The organism is Deltaproteobacteria bacterium (assembly GCA_016178705.1).
Taxonomy (GTDB): Bacteria; Desulfobacterota; Binatia; order HRBIN30; family JACQVA1; genus JACOST01.
The window spans coordinates 1-20,149 of record JACOST010000025.1; the positions used below are offsets into that span (position 1 = coordinate 1).

Sequence of the window (20,149 nt, forward strand, 5' to 3'; positions counted from 1 at the left end):
ATCATCTTGGCCTGCTTCAGATTGTACGGCTTGTACCGCGCCATCCGCCCCTCCCCATCACCTCAGCCGTCCGAACATCCCCCAGATGCTCGCTGACCCTTGATTTACACCGACCCGCGCAGTTTTTCTACAGCCTCAACGTCGTGGCGCTCAGGCGCGGCGCGCTCTTCGCCGTCGCCTGGAGCGGCGAGTTAGACCGATCTTCGACTCACCTATCCACATGGTCAAAGGATGGAGACGCGCGGTCCGCAAGCTCGCCTTCGGCCAATCGTCCCGTCGCGCCTAGTCTTGCCCCTGGGTCAAGTCGTGTGGCCACGCGCATCGTTGTCAGGAACGCCACTGTGTTCTTGCTCAGCGTCCGATTCGCGACAAGATCGCGCCACACAAGTCGGATCCAAAGCTCCAGCCGCGCTCCATCTCTTACGTCTTGCTCAGCCAGCGTTTGGGTGGTCAGCCGCTGCCCCCGGAATCTGAGATAGTACTCGTATGAAAGCTCCAGTTGCAGCTTGTCATCGATCATCGAGAATGGGAGACCAAGCTCTTCTCGCACAGCGGTCAATACGAAGCCAGCGCCAGCGGACTGCGGCACGCGAAGGCGCATGACCCTGGCAAAGCGGTTGGAGTGCACGAAGACGGTAATCATTTCTGCGCCCGGTGTGAGCTGTGCCTCACAGCGATCGGCCAGGGCCGCCGGTGCAGGAATCGGGTAACTTCCCAGGTCGCGAGCAATGACGGCGTCGCTCTTGATCTGAGCGACGAGACGCAGCAATTCCTTCTCTGCATCTCGGCGCAGATCCACGTACCGCTTGGCCTTCAGAAGGGCAGGGATATCGGTGTCGTCCGTGTCGGGGAGAACCACGGGAATCAGGAAAGTTCGTCGGAGCTCGGCGTCCTTCGCGAGCCCCGCCGCCCATTCCGTTTCTACCCAATAGCGGCCGGCCGTAGCGCCGCTGAGGAGGAGCAAGAGATAGTCTGATTCGGCGAGGGCGTTATTCATCCAAAGTATGGCATTATCTCCGTACCGAATCTCGGACTGGTCGAATCTTACGTTAATCCCGAGCTTGGTCAGTGCTTCGACCAAGGACCGCGCCTGAGTCTCGTCTGGTCTCGCGTAGGAGATGAAGACCTGAGGCTGTCGACTTGGTTCTTGCTCTGCCATATCCACCTCAACGATCAGGATCGGTCTAACTACATTTCGCCTCCCGAAGGAAAGCCGCAACCCCCGCGAGTTCTCGTCAGCATAGCGTCCCTCGGGCCCATCCGCCGTGTCCTCAACAATCGCTCCGTAAATCGCATCCATAGCTCACGACGATCGCTCTCCCCTTGGGTTGCTACGCGTCTCGCCCTCGCGGGCTAGCACGCGCCGAGTCGCCGACGAACAATCGATCCGCAGGGCTCTGCACGCCGTGCCCGCCTCGGTTCAGCACGTGGGTGTAGATCATCCCTCGATACGCTTCGCTACTCGGGACGTACGGGTTGGAGAAATCGCGGTGCCCGAGTAACTCCTGCACGGTCCCAATATCGTACCCGCTCTCCAGCAGAGGCGTCGCAAAGCAGTGGCGCAACGTGTGCGGCCCCACCGGTTTTGCGATGCCGGCACGGCGGCGAGCGTCGCGAATCGCACGCTGCGGCACCGTCTCGTGGAGATGGTAGCGCTGCGGTGGGCCAAATCGGGATACGTGCAAATCTTGGCGGCGGGAAACACCCATTGCCACCCCCACTCGCGATTCGCATTCGTAACCTTCCGCGCCAGGGCGTCCGGCAACTGCACGCGACCGAATCCGGCCCTCAGATCGCGCTCGTGGAGACGACGAACGCGGGCGAGATGTTTCAGGAGGGCATCTTTCACGCCGCTCGTCAGCATGGTTACTCGATCCCCTTCGACAGGCTCAGGGCAGGCTTATTCCCCTTGCCTTCGCGCACGAGGAACTCGTTTCTCGTGAAGTCCACGTCTTTGACCCGCAACCGCAAACATTCCATCAGTCGCAACCCGGAGCCGTAGAGAATCATTGCCATGATCCACGAAACACCGTCAAGCGCTGCGAGCAGGGTCTCCACCTCTGGTCGTGTGAGCACCACCGGCAATCGCTGCGCCCGCTTGGCGCGCACCCCATCGTCGAGCTGCCCCGGATCGAGGTCCGAAGGACCCATCACGGGTTCAGTTCACTCCTGTGTCGCCGCGGCGCGGCGCTCTTGTAGCGTGGCCTGCACGCGGGCGACGTCGGCTGCCTCGAAGCGAAAGCGGCGGAAGATCAGCAAGCCGACGAAGTGCACCGTTGCCTGCAGCGGCCCGACGATCAGCAGGAGGTACCACATCGCCGTTGCGTTCTGCGGCTGATCGGGCACGTAGCCGACCAGTTCGAGTACGGCGCCGCTGATCAGGATGCCGATGGCGCTGGTGGTTTTCAGTCCCAGCGTCCAAATGCCGAAGTACGCGCCGGCACGACGCTCGCCGGTTTCCAACTCGTCGAAGTCGACGATGTCGGCCGCGCTCGACATCACCAGCGTCAGCGACCCGGTGACGATGCCGGCGCCGATCATGAACACCAACATCGCCCCACGCGCGCCCGGTTGCACGATCAGCCAGCCGAACGGGGTCACGCAACCCATGCCTAATCCCATCAGCATCGCGCGCCGTTTGCCGAAGCGCTGCGACAGGGCCAGCCATAGAGGAAACGACAACGCGAAGCTGAGGCCAAAGACCAATGCGATCACCGGAAAGAAGTCGTACATCTGCAGCCAGTACTTCACCACGATCAGTTGCACCGCTTGGCCGAGCGACGCGGCGATGGTCATCAAGCAGAAGGTTAGAAACACGACGCGGAAGTCGCGATTGCGAAAGGTGTAGCGCAGTCCGCTGAAGAAGTGTGCGAAGCTCGGCACCATGGTCGGACCGTGCGAGCGCTCGGTGACGAAACCTGGCAGCAGCGCGGCGACGGTCAGCAATACGCCGAGCACCGCGGCCATGGCCGCAAAGCCCTGCCGTTGATCTACGAAACCCTTGGCGATGGCGATCGGCGCGGTAGCGCCAACCACGCCGCCGACCACACCGAACAGGCTGCGAATCTGCACCACCGTCGTGCGCTCGTGATAGTCCTGCGCCAGCTCGGCGCCCCAGGCGATGTACGGCGTCGCGAAGATGGTGAAGAACGTGAACAGGATGGCGTAGACAACAAGCAGGTAACCGAAGGTCGCCCAATCACTCCCGGTGGGCGGGGCGAACAAGAGGTAGAAAAACAATCCCAATGGAATGGCGCTCGCCACCACGTACGGCCGCCGCCGGCCCCAACGCGAACGCGTGGTATCGGAGACGTAGCCCATCACCGGATCCGTAATGGCGTCCCACAGCTTGGCGATGGTGATCGCCAGCGCCACCAGCCGCGGCGCCAAGTGAATCACGTCGGTGTAGAAGAACAGCAGAAATTGATTGAGCGTGGCGTTCTTCGCGCTAACGGCGACTTCGCCGGTGCCGTACAGCACCTTGGCGCGGAGCGGGACTTCGCGATCAGTCATCACCGCTTGCTCTAGCGTAGCCTCGGCGCGCGTCAAAGCCGGGCACGGCCAACGGACAGTTATGGCCCCTGAGTGGTCGGCGTGGTGCGGTCGGATACAACCGTCAGGCAAGCGGATCTTGAAGTGGTGCGAGAAGAAGAAGTGGGTACGAAGAAAACAAACCGCTTCCCCGAGTAGCCGCCCCGAGTAGAAGCCGAAGGCTTCGTATCGAAGGGTGGCGTATCGAGGGGCGACATCACGAACTGTCGCGTTCGCGCAACAACGTCTCGACGTAACGGGCGATGATGTCGGTTTCGATGTTGACCGAGTCGCCCGGCTCTTTGCCGAGCAGGCAGGTGTTCTCCTGCGTGTACTGCACCAGAGACACCGCGAAGGTCGTGCTGGTCTTGTCGATGATGGTGAGGCTGGCGCCGTCGATCGTCACCGGTCCCTTCACGACCATGTAGCGGAGCAGCTCGGGGGGCGTGTGGAAGCGCGCGATGATCGCGTCGGCTTCCGGTGTAAACGACTCGATGGTCGCGAGGCCCTCGACGACGCCGCGCACGATGTGGCCGCTCAACCGATCGGTAGGGCGCACCGATCGTTCGAGATTGACACGATCGCCGACTTTGAGTCGTCCGAGATTGGATCGCCGGTAAGTCTCCGGCATCACGTTGGCGAAGAAACTATCGCTGTCCATCTCGGCCACGGTGAGATCGACGCCGTTGATCGCAATCGAGTCGCCGAGTTTCGCATCCGCCAGCACGATGCCCGCGCGGATACGCAGCACCCCGGCGCCAACTTCCATGACCTCGCCCACTTCTTCGATGATGCCGGTGAACATGACTCGCTAGATCTCCTTGCCGCGCGCGGCGATCTCGGCGAGCAGCAGCGCTTCCGCGCGGCAGTGGCGATGCCAGTCGTCGAGCTGCAGGCTCTCGTCTTCGCTGTGGATGCGTGAAAATGGATCGGACGGGCCGGTGAGCAACGCCGGCGCGCCGCCGAACGCGGCGGCGAATGGCCCGACGAACGGGATCGATCCACCGACGCCCATGTACACCGGCGGCACGCCAAAGGCCGCGGTGAGCGCGGCTTCCGCGGCAGCGAACGCCGGACCCGACGGCTCGCACACCCACGCCGGCGCGGCTTCGTGGCTCAGCTCGACGTCGACTGTCAGGCCCCACGGCGCTACCGCGCGCAGATGATCGGCCACCACGCGTTGACAGCGCTGCGGGTTCTGTCCCGGTGCCAGCCGCACGCTGATGCGCGCGGCGGCCTCGGCGAGAATCTGATTCGACGAACCGGCGATCGGGTGCGAATCAATCCCGACGATAGTAATCGCGGGCTGCATCCACAATCGCTCGAAGACGCTGTGAGCCGGATCACCGATCAAGCGGGCCTCGCCAACGATACCGCCGGCGCGGCGGAAGATCGCGTCATCGAAATGCAACGCGGCGAGGCGCGTGCGTTCAGCCGCAGTCGGCGGACGCACGTCGTCGCACAAGCCAGGCACGGCGATCGCGCCGCGTTCATCGACCAGCGTCGCCAACATCTTCGATAGCCCGAGCACGGGATCCGGCAGTGCACCGCCGAACATCCCGCTGTGCTGCGGCGCCGCGAGCGCGCGCACGCGCACCGTGAGATCGGTCAAGCCGCGCAGCATGTAGGTCAACGCTGGGCGCCCGACGCTCCAGTTGCCGGCGTCGGCGAGGACGATCACATCGGCGTGCAGTTCCTCGGCATAGCGTTGCAGGAACGCGCCGAGGTGCCCCGAGCCAATCTCCTCTTCGCCTTCGATCAGGACCTTCACGTTGCAGGGCAGGCCACCGGTCGCGCCGAGCCAGCCGTCGATGGCGCTGGCGTGCATCACCGCGCCGGCCTTGTCGTCGGCGCTGCCGCGGCCATAGAGACGGCCGTTGCGTTCAACCGGTTCGAACGGATCGGCCGTCCAGCGGTCGATGTGCCCGGGCGGCTGCACATCGTGGTGCGCGTAGAACAGCACGGTCGGCGCGTCCCCGGCATCGAGCCAGTCGGCGGCCACATACGGATGGCTGTCGTCGATCCGCAGTAGGCGGACGTGACGCAAGCCGACGTGGTTCAACGACGCGGCGACGGCTTCGGCGGAGCGCTCAACCTCGCGCGCCGGAAAGCCGGTCGCGCTGACGCTGGGAATGCGAATGAGCGATTCGAGCGTCGCGCGATGGCGCGGCAGCTCCGCATCGATGCGGGCCAGAACTTTGGCGAGATGAGGACCGCTCATGGCGGTCGACGCTACTGCCCGTCCCGGACATCGTCAAGGTGGGTCGCGCGGGTGGGTTCAGGGTGCGTCGTGAGCTTCGACGCACGCGGTGGTCCAGATCGACGCCAGCACCACCGCCGCACGGCCGAGTTGGCGCTCGATCGTGCTGTGCAGCGCGGCGTCCATGCGGCGGTAGTAGAAAGGGCTGTAGCGCCACAGACTGCCGGCCGCGGCGCGGTCGGCTTGCATGATGGTATCCACCAACGGGTAGGTGGTGACGAAGTCGGCGAAGATCACGCTGCGGACATCGTGAAGCGGCTTTGCATTCGGCAGGTGGCCGCGCAGCGCGGCTTCGTATGATTCGATGCGAGCGTCGACGATGTCGAGTTCGAGCCGCAGATGCACGCCGTCGTTGCTGGTCCGTTGGCCGTCATGGTTGACGGTCAGGTGCAACGGCTGGTGCGCATCGGCGACGTAGTGGCTGAGATAACCCGCGTCACGCACGATCGCGTCTCGGTTGTGCGTGCGGAGGTCCTCGCGGAGTTGGCGGCGCAGGCGCAGGATGACCCACGGCACGACGCCGCGCGCGTTGACCGTACGGTGATCGTAACGCGCGACGGCTTCGCGATAGGTGCGCGGGAAGCCGCTGAAGGGATACGGCATGTACGCGTCGAGATCGATGAAGTGGCGCACGGCTTCGCGCTGCCCGTCGCGATCGCGCAGCACCGTATCGGGTTCGACCGAGCGCTGCATGAGTTCCGCGCGCGCCGTGCGAAAGTGCTCGGCGCACGGCGCGGGCACGAGATCGACGGCGAGATCAGTCACCAGCCGATGCGCGCGCGCGCTCCAGCCGAAGACCGGCACCGGCGCAACGAGCAACAGCAAGAGGAGAAACGGAGCGCGGCGCACGGCTACATCCCCACGCGCGTGTAACCGATCCACCAGAAGGCGACGAACACGCTTGTCACCAGAAGTGTGAGTAGCAACGCGATCACGTCGCCGAAGCCGAACCGATATTGCTCGAAGCTGGTGCGCGGTTGTTGCGACAAGAAGCCGCGGGCTTCAAGCGCCATCGCCATCCCGTCGGCCCGACGCAACGCACCCATGAATACCGGCACCATCACCGGGACGTAGCGCCGAACGCGTTGCAACGGATTGCCTTCATCGAAGTTGAAGCCGCGGCTGCGTTGCGCTTGCACCACGGTGAAGGCGGCTTCGACGAAGACCGGGACCAAGCGAAACGCCAAGGTCATCGTAAACCCCAGCTTGTAGGGCACGCCGACGCGCGTCAGCGCGTAGGCAAACTCCTCGACCTTGGTGGTCGAAAGAAACAGCACGCCGACGGCGAGCACGGTCGCGAGTTTGAGTGACATGCCCAGAGCAAACTCGATCGCCCCGGTGCGAATCTGGATCGGACCGAAGGTGAGCCACGGCTCGCCGCGCGGGTAGAAGAGGGTCCAGATCAGCAGCGTCATTGTGAACACCATCACAAACATTACGCGCAATCGGTGCACATTCGGCCACGCGCCTGCCCAACGCACTAGGGTCATCACTCCTGCGCCGAGCGGCAGCAGCAGCGCCGGCCGCTCGTTGACGAACGCGGCGAGAAAGAAGCAGAGCATCGCCAGCACCTTCACGGTCGGGTTCAGCTCGTGCAGCGCGGTGCGGCGATCGATGTAGAGGTAGAGGCGCATAGGTTGGTGGGTGCTACGCGTCGCGCACGTGTTGCATCAGCTCATCGACTGACAGCGGAGTAAAGCCCAGGCGTCGACCGAGTCGCGTTACTTCGGGCACGCGGAAGTGACAGCGCTCGAGCAGCGCCTCCTCTGCGAAGAGATCGCGCAGCGGTCCATCGAACAGCACCTGCCCGTGGGCGAGCAATACGCCGCGCTGCGCGTACTCGGCGACCACCCACGGGCTGTGCGTGATCATTACCAGCGTCATGCCTTGGCGCTGCAGCTTGGCGACCAGATCCATCATGTGGCGCTGCTCGGGGTAGTCGAGCCCGGTGGTCGGTTCATCGAGCAGCAACACGCGTGGCCGCAACGCCAGCAGCGAGGCTACCGCCAGGCGCTGGCGCTGGCCCTTGCCGAACAGAAACGGATCGTGCGCTTCATGGCCGCGCAGTCCGACGGCGGCAAGCGCTTCGTCGACGCGCTCATTGATCTCAGCCGACCGAAGGCCGAGATTGCGGGGACCGAACGCGACTTCGTCGTGCACGGTCGAGGCGAAAATCTGATGATCGGGATTCTGAAACACGTAGCCGACTTCACCGGCGACACGGTTGAGTTTGAGATCGGTGATCGGCTGCCCGTGCAAGCGCACTTGTCCGGAGGTGGGGGTGAGCAACCCGTTGAGCAACTTGGCCAGCGTGGTCTTCCCGGATCCGTTCTGGCCGATCAGGGCGACACTGTCGCCGGTGCGGATTTCCAACGACACGGCGGCGAGCGCGGTCTGGTCGCTGTCGTACTGGTAGGTGACGCGGTCGGCGATCAAAATGGGATCCGAGGTGGATCCTGGTTGCGGCGGCGCGGGTGTATCGACACGCAACCGCGGATCGATCACCGCCGTCAGCTCGTCGAGGCTGCGGTGCGCCAGATGCACGGCGAGGCGCGCCGCGATGCGATCGACATCGGCGGGGCGCACGGCGTGACGCTCGAGACGCGCCACGTCGGGCAACAGTTCCGCCGGCGGCGCATCGGCGACGATGCGGCCGCCGTCCATCAGCACGACGCGGTCGGCATGTTCGGCGGCGGCAATCTCGTGCTCGATGACGACGAGCGTGGCGCCGGCACGCCGTAGATGATCGAGCACCGCGAAGACTTCTTGCTTACCGATCGGGTCGAGATCGGTCGTTGGTTCATCGAACACAAAGATGGGCGGACGCAACGCGACAATGGCAGCGATGGCGAGGCGTTGCTTCTCGCCCCCGGACAATGTCGTCGGGTCGCGCCGCTCGAAGCCGGTGAGCCCGACCGCCGCCAGCGCGGCGGGTACGCGCGTGCGCATTTCGGCGGGGGCGATGCCGAGGTGCTCCATGGCGAACGTGAGTTCTTGCACCACGTTGGTGGCGAACAGTTGCGCCTCGAAGTCTTGCGAGACCAGCCCGACGACGCCGGCGAGATCGGCGACGCCTTCGCTGGTCAGTCGGCGGCCGAGAATCGTGATCTCGCCGGTGAGCGTGCCAGTTTGAAACGCTGGGATGACCCGGTTCAGGCACTTCGCCAAGGTCGTCTTGCCGGCGCCGGTGGCGCCCATCACCACGATCAGCTCGCCGCGATGCACGGTCAGGTCGACATCGCGCAGCGCCGACGCATCGCTGTCCGCATAGGTGAACGACACACCCCGCAGGGCAATCGCAATGTCCGTCACACCGGCACGACTACAGCAAGGCCAATCCGATCAGCATCAACAGCACGATCGGGGCGAGGCCCAGACCGACATCGGCGGCGCGCGTGGGCGAGCCCGCGGTCGAGATGGCATCGTGGGCGAGAAACGGCAGCTCGATGCGGCCGGTGGAGAGCAGGGTGCCGGCATACATACCGCCGACGATGGCGCAGACGACGAGCGTGAGCCCGAGCGCCCGCACCGGCAGCGATCGGCGCACGGGGCTCCCGAGCACATCCAGGTAACGCAGCTTGGCGCTCTTGACGCGCGGATAAATCACCGCGAGCAAAAACGGAGTGAGCACGGCCGCGACCAGCAGGTTGTTGACGAAGATGATGTTGGCGAGCACCGAGAACGGTACGAAGCCAAGTAGATTGATGCCCCAACCGATGGTCAACGCACACGCCGCGCTGGCGAGCGCGACGACGCCGAAGAAGACGATCCATTGCAGCGGCGACTGCGGGACCGGATCGCGCTCACCCATGATCGCCGTCCACACGCGATAGGGCACGTAGCCGTAGAGGAAGTTGCCGAAGAAGCCGAAGAAATCGCCGGGCCCGAGTCCGCCGAAAAAATCGCCGATCACGTTGCCAATGGCCGATCCCCACGCGCCGGCGGGGCCAAAGAGAAACGAACAGATCACCGGCACGGCGTTGGCCGGACGAAACTCTGTGACGCCGGGGATGATGGGCAGAACTTTGAACGGAATCAGAATCGCGGCGTACAGCGAGGCGGTCATGGCGGTGAGAACCACCATGCGGGTGTTGCCCCACATGTCGATGATGTCGCGCATCGCAGCTTGCAGCTGCGCTAGCTAGCCCGCGGCGCGCGCCAGCGTCAAGGTGGCGACAGGCCAGAAGGTCGGCGCGGCGTTGCGGCCTGGCGTCCGTTTCACTATCTTCGGCTCCCTCGTGAGCTCCGCCGTCGTGATCGACCTGTCGCCATGCGCGTAATTGCCGGTAGCGCCAAGGGCCGCCGCCTCAAGACCGCGGGCGGGCGCGGCACACGACCGACGGCGGATCGCGTGAAGGAAGCGATCTTCAGCATGCTCGATTCGCGCGTTGATCTCACCGGTGCGCAGGTACTCGATCTGTTCGCCGGCAGCGGCGCGCTCGGTATCGAAGCGCTCAGCCGCGGTGCCGCCGGCGTGACGTTCGTCGAGGAAGGACGCGATGCCCTGCGCGCACTGCGCACAAATCTTGCGGCGTGCGGCTTTGCGGCGCAGGTGCGCGTGTTGGCGATGCCGGTGACCGCGGCACTGCGTCGACTGACCCAAGCGGGCACCGCGTTCGACGGCGTGCTGCTCGACCCGCCGTATGAGAAGGGACAGGTGGCGGCTACCCTCGCTGCGTTGGCGGCGGCCGCAATTGTGCGCCCCGGGGGATGGGTTGTGGTGGAACATCACCTCGACGAAGCGCCGGTACACCCAGCGTTTTCCGATTTGACGCCGACGCATCGCTATGGAAAGACGGGCGTCACCGTACTACACGTTCCCGAGGAGCCCGCCGATCGCGCCATGCAACGCAAAGCTGTCTACCCTGGTTCGTTTGATCCGATCACCAACGGCCACCTCGACATCGTCCGCCGCGCGCTCGATGTATTCGATCAGGTGGTGGTGGCCGTTGCGTACAATGCGAACAAGGATGCGGCACTGTTTTCGCCCGCCGAGCGCGTCGAGCTGATCCGCGAATCGCTCGCCGATGTCGGCGACCGCATCATCGCGGACAGCTTCGAAGGTTTGCTGGTGGACTACTGCGATCGCGTCGGCGGCACGGTAGTGATTCGCGGTCTGCGCGCGGTGTCGGACTTCGAGACCGAATTTCAGATGGCGTTGATGAACCGCCACCTCAACAGCCGCATCGAGACATTCTTCATGACTGCCAGCGAAGCCTACTTCTACACCGCCTCGCGGTTGGTGAAGGAGGTGGCGGCGCTGGGTGGCGACGTCAGCGCGTTGGTGCCCCCCGGCGTCCACGCCCGCTTGCAAGCGAAGATCAAGGCGCGCCAGCGCTAGCCTCACAGTCGTCGAAACAATCCGCCTGCATCAGACTGACGCGCCGTGGCGCGCGCTGGAAATTTGTGTTTTATGAAACCTGACATGAACCTGAACGAGCGCGTGCGCCTCATCAAGCCTTCGGCAACCATGGCAGTGACCGAGCAGGCCGCCGCGTTGCGCGCCAAGGGCATCGAGTTGATCGATTTTGGCGCCGGCGAACCGGACTACGATACGCCCGGCAACATCAAGGAAGCGGCCGTGCGGGCACTCACCGCCGGCCAGACCAAGTACACACCGGTTGGCGGCACCGCGGTGCTGAAGCAGGCGATCATAAGAAAGCTGCAACGCGACAACGGCCTGACCTACGAGGCGAGCGAGGTGATTGCGAGCTGCGGCGGCAAGCACTCGCTCTATCTGGCGTTCCAAGCGCTGTTCGGTGCTGGCGATGAGGTCATCGTGCCGGCGCCGTACTGGGTCAGCTATCCCGACATGCTGGCGCTGGCCGGGGCGCGGGCGCGCATCGTTCAGACCAAGGAGAGCGAGGATTTCAAGATGACGGCCGCGGCGCTCGATGCCGCGGTCACACCGGCCACGCGTGCGGTGCTGATCAACAGCCCCAGCAATCCCGCCGGCGTTGCATACGACGAGCGCGAGATGACCGAACTCGCCGCAGTGATCGCCAAGCGCAACCTGTTGGTGATCAGCGACAACGTGTACGAGATGATGGTCTACGGAGGCTTCCGGGCCGGCGCTGTGCTGAGCGTTCAACCGGATCTGCGCGACCGGACCCTGATCGTCAACTCGGTGTCCAAGACCTACGCGATGACCGGCTGGCGCATCGGTTACACCGCCGGTCCGCGTGAGGTCATCAAGGCGATGTCGACCCTGCAGGGACAGATGACCTCGAATCCGTCGGCGGTGGCGCAAGCGGCTGCGGCCGAAGCGCTGGGCGGGTCTCAAGACTCGGTGCCGCCGATGATGCGCGAATTCGAGCGCCGACGGGATTTCATTGTGCCGGCGTTGAACCAAATTCCCGGCGTGCGCTGTCGGATGCCGCAAGGGGCGTTCTACGTGTTCCCCAATCTCGCGGCGCATCTCAATCTGCGCGGTTCAGAATTGAAGAACGGTGACGACCTCGCCGCCTACTTGTTGCAAGAGGCGCGCGTCGCGGTCGTCGGCGGCACCGACTTTGGTTATCCCGAGCACATCCGGATCTCGTACGCCAACTCGATGGAGAACCTGCGCCTCGGAGTTGAGCGGATCGCGCAGGCGCTCGCGGCGCTGAAGGCCAAGAGTTGAGAGGTGGAGCTGACGATCAGCGGGTCAGCTCTTCGCGCTCGCTGAACACTTCGGCTTCGAAACACGAGAGCTGGCAGTCGGCTTGGCGCCACGCGTCGGCCGGGAGCGACGCTTTGGTGCAGAGCTCGTCGAGTAAGCGATCGCGATCCCAACCGTGCTGGGTGGCGACGTGCGGGAGGAACACCGCCCGTTGCTCGCCGCGCATCACACACACGCCGTGATGCCCGGTAACAATTTCCGCCGGTGTCGTCGGCCGCGGCGTGGTCAGCCGCGAGATCTCGATGTCGAGCAGGGTCAGCTCCGTCAGCTGCACCGATACGAAACGCGGATCCTCGAACGCCGCTTGTAGAGCGACGTGCGCGACGCCTTCGTGCAGGGGTCTATCCGCACTCAAGGTGCCGACACAGCCGCGCAGCTCCGCCCCCACGTGCAGGCTGACGAAAACCCCGGCGGGTGCTTGCAGTGCGGCGGCTGGGTTTTCGATGCGGGGGAGAGGGGCGGACTGAAATCGCGCGTTGATCGTGTCGCGCGCCAGCCGGAGGAGCGTGCGGCGCTCGTCTGCGGTCAATGGCGGGACGGCTCTAGGCTCCATGAAACGGCCGGACGCCCGACTGTTTGTAGCGAAAATAGTCGGCGAGAATCACGGCGTGATCGAACGCGAGCGGTTGGGGTAGTGTCGTCTTGATGAAGATCCCGGCCTCTGCCGCATCGTCCGCGGCAACCGGTATCCCGATCGCGTGGCCGATGAACACCGTAGCGATGGTGTGGCGGCGCGGGTCACGTCGCGGATCGGAGTAGGCATAAAACTGTTCGGTGAGCGTGACGTCGAGTCCGGTTTCTTCACGCGCCTCACGCACGGCGGCGGCCTCCAAGGTTTCGCCGTATTCGACGAAGCCGCCGGGGATGGCCCAGCCGGGCGGCTCGAAGCGGCGCTTGATCAACACGATGCCCCCGGGCACCTCGATGATCGTATCCACGGTCGGAGCGGGATTGCGCGGTGTCGTCACGCCAAGTGCACTCGCGCGACAGCTAACACGCGACGGCGCGAACGGTCAACCGCTCCTGCCTGTGTCAGCGGGGATCAAAAGGCCTTGATCAAAACGATCCGTTGCGATGTGCCGACTTTGCCGGTTGCATCGACGGCGGTGGCCACCACGCTGTGGGTGCCGCGCGCCAGCGTCGAGAGATCGAGCGGCCGACTGTACGGTGCGAAGCTGTCGGAGCTGCGCGCGCGATCGTCGACGGAGAAGGTGACGCGCGTGCTGCCGACGTTATCCGCAACGACCGCGCTCATGGCGATGACGGCTGGCGCGCGATAGGTCGTGTTGGCGAGCGGTGCCGTCAGTCGTACCGCCGGGCGCTTCGCGATGATCGTGGTCACCTGAACAGCGGCTGACACGCCGCGATTGCCGGCGGCGTCAAAGCCGGCGGTCAACAGCGTGTGAGCGCCCAGCGGTAGCGTGCTGGCGTTCCACGTGAAGCGATAGGGCGCGGTCGTCAGCGCTCCAACGGGTCGGTTGTCGGCATAGAGAACGACGCGCGTAACCGCCACGTCATCGCTGGCGGCCACGTCGACAGTCACCGTGCCGCTCACCGACGCGCCACTCGTGGGCGAGCGAACAACCACACTGGGCGGCGTAGTGTCCGGACGGCTCACCAACACATGCGCCGCAGCGACAGCGTTGGCTGCATCAACGCGGCCCCACCCACACATCGGATCGTATCCACCCGCGCCGAGGTCGCGCGCGTTCCCGGTCAGCAGATCCACGATCTGCGTTGGCGTGAGAGTGGGACTCACGCCCAACAGCAATGCCGCGACGCCCGCCACCACGGGGCTGGCAAATGAGGTGCCCGACACGCTCGTGTATTGGCCACCACCGCCGGTGGTGACGATGTCCACACCCGGCGCGGCGAGATCGACGAAGGGACCGTAGCTGGAGAAGCTGGCGCGCTGATCGTTCGCATCGGTGGCCGCGACCGACACCACCCACGGATTGTCGGGTTCGTTGTGCCCAGCGCCGTCGTTGCCGGCGGCGGCGAAGGTGACGCCACCCTTGCTGGCGAAGTACTGCGCCGCCGGGCTCAACCAACTGGCGCCAAATACGGTGAAGCTGATGTTCGCCACGCGCGCGCCGTGATCGGCCGCCCACACCAAGCCGGCAGACAGCGTTGACCCAAACGCGAAGCCGTTCGTGTCGGTAACGCGAATCGGCATGATCGGGCTCGCCCACGCGACGCCCGTAACCCCGAGCCCGTTGTTGCTCGCTGCCGCCGCGACTCCGGCGACCATCGTGCCGTGTCCATACACATCGTGGGTATCGGTGGTGTCGTCCACCATGTTGAAGCCAGCGATCACTTTGTCGGCGAGATCGGGATGCGTCGCGTCGACGCCACTGTCGAGGATTGCGATCGGTGTCCGGATGGATCCGGTCGTCATGTCCCACGCGGCGGGGCATCCGATGCGCATCAGATGGTATTGCGCCGGGAAGTTCGTGTCGTTCGGGAGTTGCGCCGGTGCTAGCAGGCGGTCGCGTTCGACCGAGCGAATGCGCGGATCGGCGCGGAGCGTGGCTTCCGTTGCCGCCACGCGATCGGCGGCGACGCGCACAACGTGGAGGTTGATACCGTGGACGCGCTTCAGCCGCGCCAGCTTGTGACGGTCGAATAGCGTTCTCAGCTCGGCGCTAGAGACGCCACCGTTCGGCTGAACGAGCAGCCGCTCCGTCAGTGGCGTGGTCGTTTGTGCCGATGCGAGAGGAATCGTAGTGCCGAGAGTCGCGAGCAGCGCAAGACGGGAGAGTGATCTGACATGCACACGCATGTCCCGTCAGGGAGCAGTGCGTATGCCGTCGTAACCGCAGGTGGCGTGCGCTGTTCAGGTGGTGAATCATTTGCGCCATCGCTTGATCGGTTCGCGGTCGCGCGGAGCTGTATCGCGCTGTCTAGTGGCAAGCGAACCGCACACGACGAGTCACGTTCCAGCATGAGTCGCGTGCGACCTGGTGGTTGGCGCTCGCGGCGCGTCGTGCCGACGCCCGGATGCAGAGTTACGCGGTTGACGATTTGCGAAGGGTGGCGAATTCTTACACAGCTCACATCACCGCGAATCAGGCCGGCGTCTCGGTAGGAACCGGAGTGTCGGCGCTCGTCGGTAGGACGATCACTCCGGGGATGGTCAAATCCTCGCCGCCGCAGGAAGCGAACAGCGCGCCGCAGCAAGCCAAGAATATCGCCAGGGCGACGATTGCGGTGATGCGCTCGTGCGGGTTTGGCTGGTTCGGCTGGTTGCGCGCGGGCATCATGCGGTCCTCATTCCTTCTGCGAGTATGGCCACGACCGTGTCTTGCGCCGGCGCACCCGTGACTTCCGCATCGGTCTCGGACAGGTACACGTCGACTTCGCTGCGGACGCCAAATTGGCCGGGAAGATAAATGCCGGGTTCAATCGAGAAACACGTGTGCGGCAGCAGGCGGCGATGATCCGGGTTCTCGAAGCCGTCGATGTTGGCGCCGTTGCCGTGGACCTCGGTGCCAATCGAGTGTCCGGTGCGGTGAACGAAGTAGTCGCCGTACCCGGCCGTTTGAATCACCGCGCGCGCCACGTCGTCGACCTCCGCGCCGCATATCGAGCGACCAGCGCGTACTGCGCTGCGCACATGTGTGATGGCTGCCTCGCGCGCATCACGCACGATCGCGAACACCGCGGCCGGTTCTGGCGGGACCCGGTCGCTGACCACTCCGGTCCAGGTGATGTCTGCGTACAAGCCGTCAGGTTCCTTTGCCCACAGGTCGAGTAACACAAAGCTGTCGCGCCGAATAGGCAGCGCCGTCGTTGGTGTGGGACCATAGTGGGGGTTGGCGCTGTGCGCGTCGACCGCCACGATCGGCGGCTTGCTGGTCACGAGGTCGCGGCGTCGAAAGCATTCGAGCATGAAGTGCTGAACCGCGACCTCGTCGAGTGCGCCGCCGCTCCGGATGCGCTCGGCAATATAGTCGAAAGTCTCATCGACGGTGGCGCGCAGACCGTGCGCGGCGCGGCAATGGCCGGCGTATTGCGCCGGCGTCCACACCGCCTCGCAGCGCTGCACGAGATCAGCGGACGAGACGACCGTGACGCCACACGTGCGCACCAACTCGATCGTACCGGCGTCGACCCGGCTGATGTACGGAATCGCGCACTCGGGCGAGTACTGCATCGCGACGCGCGAGTGACCGTGGAGCAAGCGCGTCAGTCCGGCGCGCAGCTCGCGCCAATCGCGATAGACGATGTGCTCGCCCGGAAGCGCCGCCAGCGCGTCGGGCTCAACCGCAGACACTAGCGCACGGGGCGAGCCGGTTGCTGGGACGCAGTAGAACCAGCGCCGCGTCAGCTCAGCTTGCGGCAGATCGAGCACACGGTAAGCGAGCGGATCGCTGCCGCGAAAGTCGTAGAACAGCCAGGCGTCGATGCCATCCGCTTGCAGCGCGGCTTGCACCGCCTCGACGCGCGCGTTCATCGGTGGCCTTTCGCTTAGCCGCGAGGATGAGGCGAGTCAATGTGATTGCGGAATGCGGATTGGGGATTGTGGAATGGGGGATCGCGGAATGCGGAATACAGAGTGCGGAGCGCTGGCCCAGAGTGACCAGACTATTTCCCGATCCATCGTGCCACCCGCTGTTCAACTTCTTCTTGAGACAGCGTGCGGTCCTCGGCGATGTTGCGCACCGAGTATAACCTGCGAGCGGTCTGGCTTGAGGACGCTCCACCAGAACTGCTGCGAGTCAGGTTGATGCGCTTGTTGGGCAGTACGACCTTCACTCCGCGTCGTGCCTGACCGTGCCGAGCGGGAGCAGGTCGGCGATGTGGACGCTCCTGACGCCGTCGGGCGTCGGCATGATCACGCGGATGGCCGGGTGGTAGTCGAAGAGGATCTGCCGGTCGCGACCGCAGGGGCCCTGCGGACCACGCCCGCAGTTGCCTACGGCGACGATGGTCCTGAGCTCTCGAGCACCGGAGGCGCGGGCGTGACCGAGGGCCACGAGCTCGGCGCACGGACCGCCGGTGTAGTGATAAACGTTGATGCCGCCGTACATCTCGCCGTTGGCCGCGCGCACCGCGGCGCCCATTGTGTGGACGCCGAACTCACCGTCCGTGTTGGCGTCGACGATTCGCCGCGCGAACTCGATCAGCTCCAGGTCGTCTGGCGTCAGCTCGCGGCTGGGAACGTCCATGCGCTCCTCCTTCGTCCGGGCGCAGACGGCACATAGCGCGTATTTGTCGGAAGATTCTCCACCCTCTGCCTGCCCAACGTCATGGCGCTCACCGGCCACGGCCAGACGCGCGCTTCGCTCTGCCGGAACCCGCTCGTGGCCGCGGTCGGGTGGAGCGCTTTGTTCGGCCCTCTAGCGCGCTGATGGTGACGTAGTATCCGTCCGGATCTCGGAGCGAGAACTCACTGGTTCGAGTGTTGGGATTCACGTGAGGATTCTCTTCGAGCCGAACCACAAGGGCGCGTGCCCTTTGCAGTGCCATGTCGAAATCGTCGACGCGGAAGAACAGGAGGAGTCCGTTGCCGGGAGTGCCCTCGCCGGGGCTCATCAAGGAGGGATGGTCCTCGACGCCCCACTGGTGAAGGCAGAGCAACACCGTTTCATCCGAGTCGAGGATCTGACCAAAGTCGGGATGGGCGGGACGCGTCGCCGGCTGGCCGAACAGCGACTGGTACCACTTGAAGCTCAGCGGCACATCGCTCACCCCGATGATCGTCCACGTGCGTTTCATGGCGTTCCTCTTGCGGCAGAACGGCTTGCGGGTAAGCGGCCGCGTTCCTCAGCGGTCCGCTTGAGCCGCTGGTTATTCATAGTCGGTCGCGTACTCAATTCAGCCACGGAGGGGAACCCGCTGGAAAGCTGACGATCGAGAACCCCGCGCAGGCGAGACCCGCACCATCCGGAACAACTTCAACAATGAGAAAATACTTCCCCATTGGTTCCGTAGTTGTGCTGACCGCGTACCAAAACCTCTGCAGCGGTTTCGTGTCGCCATCCGGATAGACTTTCTGGCCGGTCGCCTCGGATTTGAATACCGCCTCCAGCGGCCTTCCTCCGTATTGGGCATAAATCTGGTCCAGGGCGGGGCGCATCTGCGCCTCGGGTACGTCTTTGCGAAAGCGAGCCTCCATTTTCCGATAGATACCGGTTGGGTTGTCTTCGACGACGACCGCGACCACAGCATCGCTGAACGCTCGCGGCTCAGGCACATCAAGGCCGCTGGTCGTCCTACCTGTTGGGCGGCAACCGACTGAAGCAACCGCGAGAAGCAGAAAGCTCATACCGCACACGCGTGGGCGTCGTGAGCAAGTCATTGGAGACCTTTGAGCATGTGCATAACTACATTTCGCCGTCCGAAAAACCTTGGCGACCCACGCATGCGGTACTTCGTATCGCCGAGCGCGAACGGTGGGTTCGTCGCGGCGGATGTACCGCAACGTTCCTGTGTTGGAACTCGTTTCCTCGTGCGATCGCTGAAGGCTGCTATGCGACATATGCTGCTGGTTAACGCCGAACCGCTTGCCAGTCTGCATTGCCACGATCTACGAAACGCCGTCAAGCGACGCCGGCAGCCCCGAATGCGGAATGCGGATTGCGGAATGAGGAATGGGAATTGCGGATTGGAGGCGACTTTGAGTTTCGACCGGGCTTCAGTAGGATGCGCGCGTGAAAAGTGCGTTCGTTCCGCGGTTGGTGAATGGGCCGTTCGGCGATCCGGGGCTGTACGTGAGTCAGCGCTGGCGCGGGCGCGCGTTGCAGTTCGATCTTGGCCGTATCGATCGCATTCCGCCGGGCGACTTGCTGCGCATCACGCACGTGTTCGTGTCGCACACTCATATCGATCACTTCATCGGCTTCGATCATTTGCTGCGGGTGTTCCTCGCCCGCAGCGCGCACCTGCAGTTCTTCGGGCCGCCCGGGATCATTGCCAACGTGCGCGGCAAGCTCGCCGGCTACACGTGGAACCTGGTCGACGGCTACGAATTTGTGGTGACGGTTCATGAAGTCGGACTCGACCAACGCATCCGCTGGGTGCGGCTGCCGGCAACCACGGGTTTTCAGGTGGATGGCGAGGGTGAGTGGAGCTTCGAAAGCGAGCTGGCACCGCTGGTAGCCGAGCCGCACTTCACCGTGCACGCCGTGCGACTCGATCATCGCATTCCGTGCCTCGGCTTCGCGGTGCGCGAGGCGCGCCATCTCAATGTCCGCACCGATGAACTTGACCGGCTCGGCATCCCGCCGGGCCCGTGGCTGGCGGAAATGAAGGCCGCTATCCGTGCGGGGGCGGCGGATGACGCACCCGTGGTCGCCACCTGGCGTGAGAACGGCACGCAGCAGCAACGTACGTTTCGGTTGGATGCGCTGCGCGAGCAACTGATCGCCGAAACCCCCGGTCAAGGCATCGCGTACGTCACCGATGCCGTCTTCAATCAGCACAACGCCGCCCGCATCGCGTTGCTCGCGCACGATGCCGACGTGTTCTATTGCGAGTCGCTGTTCGTCGACGCCGATCGCGAACAGGCCAGCCGGCGCTATCACATGACCGCGCGCCAAGCGGGCACGCTGGCGCGCATGGCCGGGGCCAAGCGGCTCGAGGTCTTCCACTTCTCTCCACGCTACGAAGGCGACGCGGAACTGCTGCGCCGTGAGGCGGCCGCTACCTTCGCCGGCGAACTGGCCGAAGACGTCCCCGACCGCTGAGTCGCC

General features: G+C 64.5%; 21 protein-coding genes. 3 read left to right on the forward strand and 18 right to left on the reverse strand.

Annotation, left to right across the window (positions count from 1 at the left end):
• Positions 1 to 208: 208 nt before the first annotated feature.
• The 10 genes from HYR72_16470 to HYR72_16515 form a co-directional block, all read right to left on the reverse strand.
• Complete coding sequence (locus tag HYR72_16470) at positions 209 to 1,159, reverse strand: toll/interleukin-1 receptor domain-containing protein (GenBank protein ID MBI1816574.1); 951 nt, start codon at positions 1,157 to 1,159, stop codon at positions 209 to 211.
• 172 nt (positions 1,160 to 1,331) lie between these two features.
• Positions 1,332 to 1,709, reverse strand: a complete 378-nt coding sequence (locus HYR72_16475; GenBank protein MBI1816575.1) for a tyrosine-type recombinase/integrase — start codon at positions 1,707 to 1,709, stop codon at positions 1,332 to 1,334.
• Between the two features lie 157 nt (positions 1,710 to 1,866).
• The gene (locus HYR72_16480; GenBank protein MBI1816576.1) at positions 1,867 to 2,151 is read right to left on the reverse strand and encodes a tyrosine-type recombinase/integrase; all 285 of its coding nucleotides are present in this window, start codon (positions 2,149 to 2,151) and stop codon (positions 1,867 to 1,869) included.
• Positions 2,152 to 2,163: 12 nt separating this feature from the next.
• Positions 2,164 to 3,513, reverse strand: coding sequence for an MFS transporter (locus HYR72_16485; GenBank protein MBI1816577.1), 1,350 nt, complete (start codon positions 3,511 to 3,513; stop codon positions 2,164 to 2,166).
• A 235-nt stretch (positions 3,514 to 3,748) separates the two neighbouring features.
• A complete protein-coding gene (locus tag HYR72_16490) occupies positions 3,749 to 4,336 on the reverse strand; it encodes a riboflavin synthase (GenBank protein ID MBI1816578.1) in 588 nt (195 codons plus the stop codon).
• Between the two features lie 6 nt (positions 4,337 to 4,342).
• Positions 4,343 to 5,752, reverse strand: a complete 1,410-nt coding sequence (locus tag HYR72_16495; GenBank protein ID MBI1816579.1) for a M20/M25/M40 family metallo-hydrolase — start codon at positions 5,750 to 5,752, stop codon at positions 4,343 to 4,345.
• A gap of 57 nt (positions 5,753 to 5,809) precedes the next feature.
• Positions 5,810 to 6,640, reverse strand: a complete 831-nt coding sequence (locus tag HYR72_16500) for a hypothetical protein (protein ID MBI1816580.1) — start codon at positions 6,638 to 6,640, stop codon at positions 5,810 to 5,812.
• Positions 6,641 to 6,642: 2 nt separating this feature from the next.
• A complete protein-coding gene (locus HYR72_16505; protein ID MBI1816581.1) occupies positions 6,643 to 7,425 on the reverse strand; it encodes an energy-coupling factor transporter transmembrane protein EcfT in 783 nt (260 codons plus the stop codon).
• A 13-nt stretch (positions 7,426 to 7,438) separates the two neighbouring features.
• On the reverse strand, positions 7,439 to 9,103 hold the full coding sequence (locus HYR72_16510) for an energy-coupling factor ABC transporter ATP-binding protein (GenBank protein ID MBI1816582.1): 1,665 nt from the start codon (positions 9,101 to 9,103) through the stop codon (positions 7,439 to 7,441).
• Between the two features lie 10 nt (positions 9,104 to 9,113).
• Complete coding sequence (locus HYR72_16515; GenBank protein ID MBI1816583.1) at positions 9,114 to 9,911, reverse strand: QueT transporter family protein; 798 nt, start codon at positions 9,909 to 9,911, stop codon at positions 9,114 to 9,116.
• Between the two features lie 150 nt (positions 9,912 to 10,061).
• Between HYR72_16515 and coaD the strand changes: the two genes are divergently transcribed.
• Together coaD and HYR72_16525 are read left to right on the forward strand one after the other, a co-directional pair.
• Positions 10,062 to 11,132: a pantetheine-phosphate adenylyltransferase gene (gene coaD / locus HYR72_16520; GenBank protein MBI1816584.1), complete on the forward strand. Its 1,071-nt coding sequence runs from the start codon at positions 10,062 to 10,064 to the stop codon at positions 11,130 to 11,132.
• Positions 11,133 to 11,216: 84 nt separating this feature from the next.
• Positions 11,217 to 12,413, forward strand: coding sequence for a pyridoxal phosphate-dependent aminotransferase (locus HYR72_16525; GenBank protein MBI1816585.1), 1,197 nt, complete (start codon positions 11,217 to 11,219; stop codon positions 12,411 to 12,413).
• A 16-nt stretch (positions 12,414 to 12,429) separates the two neighbouring features.
• Here the strand turns inward: HYR72_16525 and amrA are convergent, their stop codons facing one another.
• The 8 genes from amrA to HYR72_16565 all read right to left on the reverse strand — a co-directional run bounded on the left by amrA (position 12,430) and on the right by HYR72_16565 (position 18,723).
• Positions 12,430 to 12,981 carry an AmmeMemoRadiSam system protein A gene (gene amrA, locus HYR72_16530; GenBank protein ID MBI1816586.1) on the reverse strand — a complete coding sequence of 184 codons (552 nt, stop codon included), beginning with the start codon at positions 12,979 to 12,981 and terminating at the stop codon, positions 12,430 to 12,432.
• Between the two features lie 13 nt (positions 12,982 to 12,994).
• Positions 12,995 to 13,420, reverse strand: a complete 426-nt coding sequence (locus tag HYR72_16535; protein MBI1816587.1) for an NUDIX hydrolase — start codon at positions 13,418 to 13,420, stop codon at positions 12,995 to 12,997.
• A 74-nt stretch (positions 13,421 to 13,494) separates the two neighbouring features.
• Positions 13,495 to 15,228 (reverse strand): S8 family serine peptidase, encoded by a 1,734-nt coding sequence (locus HYR72_16540; protein ID MBI1816588.1) that lies wholly within the window; start codon positions 15,226 to 15,228, stop codon positions 13,495 to 13,497.
• Between the two features lie 292 nt (positions 15,229 to 15,520).
• Positions 15,521 to 15,715, reverse strand: coding sequence for a hypothetical protein (locus HYR72_16545; GenBank protein ID MBI1816589.1), 195 nt, complete (start codon positions 15,713 to 15,715; stop codon positions 15,521 to 15,523).
• Positions 15,712 to 16,908, reverse strand: coding sequence for a M24 family metallopeptidase (locus tag HYR72_16550; GenBank protein ID MBI1816590.1), 1,197 nt, complete (start codon positions 16,906 to 16,908; stop codon positions 15,712 to 15,714). The genes HYR72_16545 and HYR72_16550 overlap by 4 nt, the downstream gene beginning before the upstream one ends.
• Before the next feature lie 298 nt (positions 16,909 to 17,206).
• Entirely contained in the window at positions 17,207 to 17,623 is a 417-nt protein-coding gene (locus HYR72_16555) for a cytidine deaminase (GenBank protein MBI1816591.1), read from the reverse strand.
• A gap of 88 nt (positions 17,624 to 17,711) precedes the next feature.
• A complete protein-coding gene (locus HYR72_16560; protein MBI1816592.1) occupies positions 17,712 to 18,173 on the reverse strand; it encodes a VOC family protein in 462 nt (153 codons plus the stop codon).
• Positions 18,174 to 18,267: 94 nt separating this feature from the next.
• On the reverse strand, positions 18,268 to 18,723 hold the full coding sequence (locus tag HYR72_16565; GenBank protein ID MBI1816593.1) for a hypothetical protein: 456 nt from the start codon (positions 18,721 to 18,723) through the stop codon (positions 18,268 to 18,270).
• Positions 18,724 to 19,108: 385 nt separating this feature from the next.
• Between HYR72_16565 and HYR72_16570 the strand changes: the two genes are divergently transcribed.
• A complete protein-coding gene (locus HYR72_16570; GenBank protein ID MBI1816594.1) occupies positions 19,109 to 20,143 on the forward strand; it encodes a ribonuclease Z in 1,035 nt (344 codons plus the stop codon).
• The last annotated feature ends 6 nt before the right edge of the window (positions 20,144 to 20,149 follow it).

Coding starts and splice junctions, on each gene's coding strand:
- HYR72_16470 (MBI1816574.1), bottom strand. CDS start 1,159: ATGGCAGAGCAAGAACCAAGTCGACAGCCTCAGGTCTTCATCTCCTAC.
- HYR72_16475 (MBI1816575.1), bottom strand. CDS start 1,709: ATGGGTGTTTCCCGCCGCCAAGATTTGCACGTATCCCGATTTGGCCCA.
- HYR72_16480 (MBI1816576.1), bottom strand. CDS start 2,151: ATGGGTCCTTCGGACCTCGATCCGGGGCAGCTCGACGATGGGGTGCGC.
- HYR72_16485 (MBI1816577.1), bottom strand. CDS start 3,513: ATGACTGATCGCGAAGTCCCGCTCCGCGCCAAGGTGCTGTACGGCACC.
- HYR72_16490 (MBI1816578.1), bottom strand. CDS start 4,336: ATGTTCACCGGCATCATCGAAGAAGTGGGCGAGGTCATGGAAGTTGGC.
- HYR72_16495 (MBI1816579.1), bottom strand. CDS start 5,752: ATGAGCGGTCCTCATCTCGCCAAAGTTCTGGCCCGCATCGATGCGGAG.
- HYR72_16505 (MBI1816581.1), bottom strand. CDS start 7,425: ATGCGCCTCTACCTCTACATCGATCGCCGCACCGCGCTGCACGAGCTG.
- HYR72_16515 (MBI1816583.1), bottom strand. CDS start 9,911: ATGCGCGACATCATCGACATGTGGGGCAACACCCGCATGGTGGTTCTC.
- coaD (MBI1816584.1), top strand. CDS start 10,062: ATGCGCGTAATTGCCGGTAGCGCCAAGGGCCGCCGCCTCAAGACCGCG.
- HYR72_16525 (MBI1816585.1), top strand. CDS start 11,217: ATGAACCTGAACGAGCGCGTGCGCCTCATCAAGCCTTCGGCAACCATG.
- HYR72_16545 (MBI1816589.1), bottom strand. CDS start 15,715: ATGATGCCCGCGCGCAACCAGCCGAACCAGCCAAACCCGCACGAGCGC.
- HYR72_16550 (MBI1816590.1), bottom strand. CDS start 16,908: ATGAACGCGCGCGTCGAGGCGGTGCAAGCCGCGCTGCAAGCGGATGGC.
- HYR72_16555 (MBI1816591.1), bottom strand. CDS start 17,623: ATGGACGTTCCCAGCCGCGAGCTGACGCCAGACGACCTGGAGCTGATC.
- HYR72_16560 (MBI1816592.1), bottom strand. CDS start 18,173: ATGAAACGCACGTGGACGATCATCGGGGTGAGCGATGTGCCGCTGAGC.
- HYR72_16565 (MBI1816593.1), bottom strand. CDS start 18,723: ATGAGCTTTCTGCTTCTCGCGGTTGCTTCAGTCGGTTGCCGCCCAACA.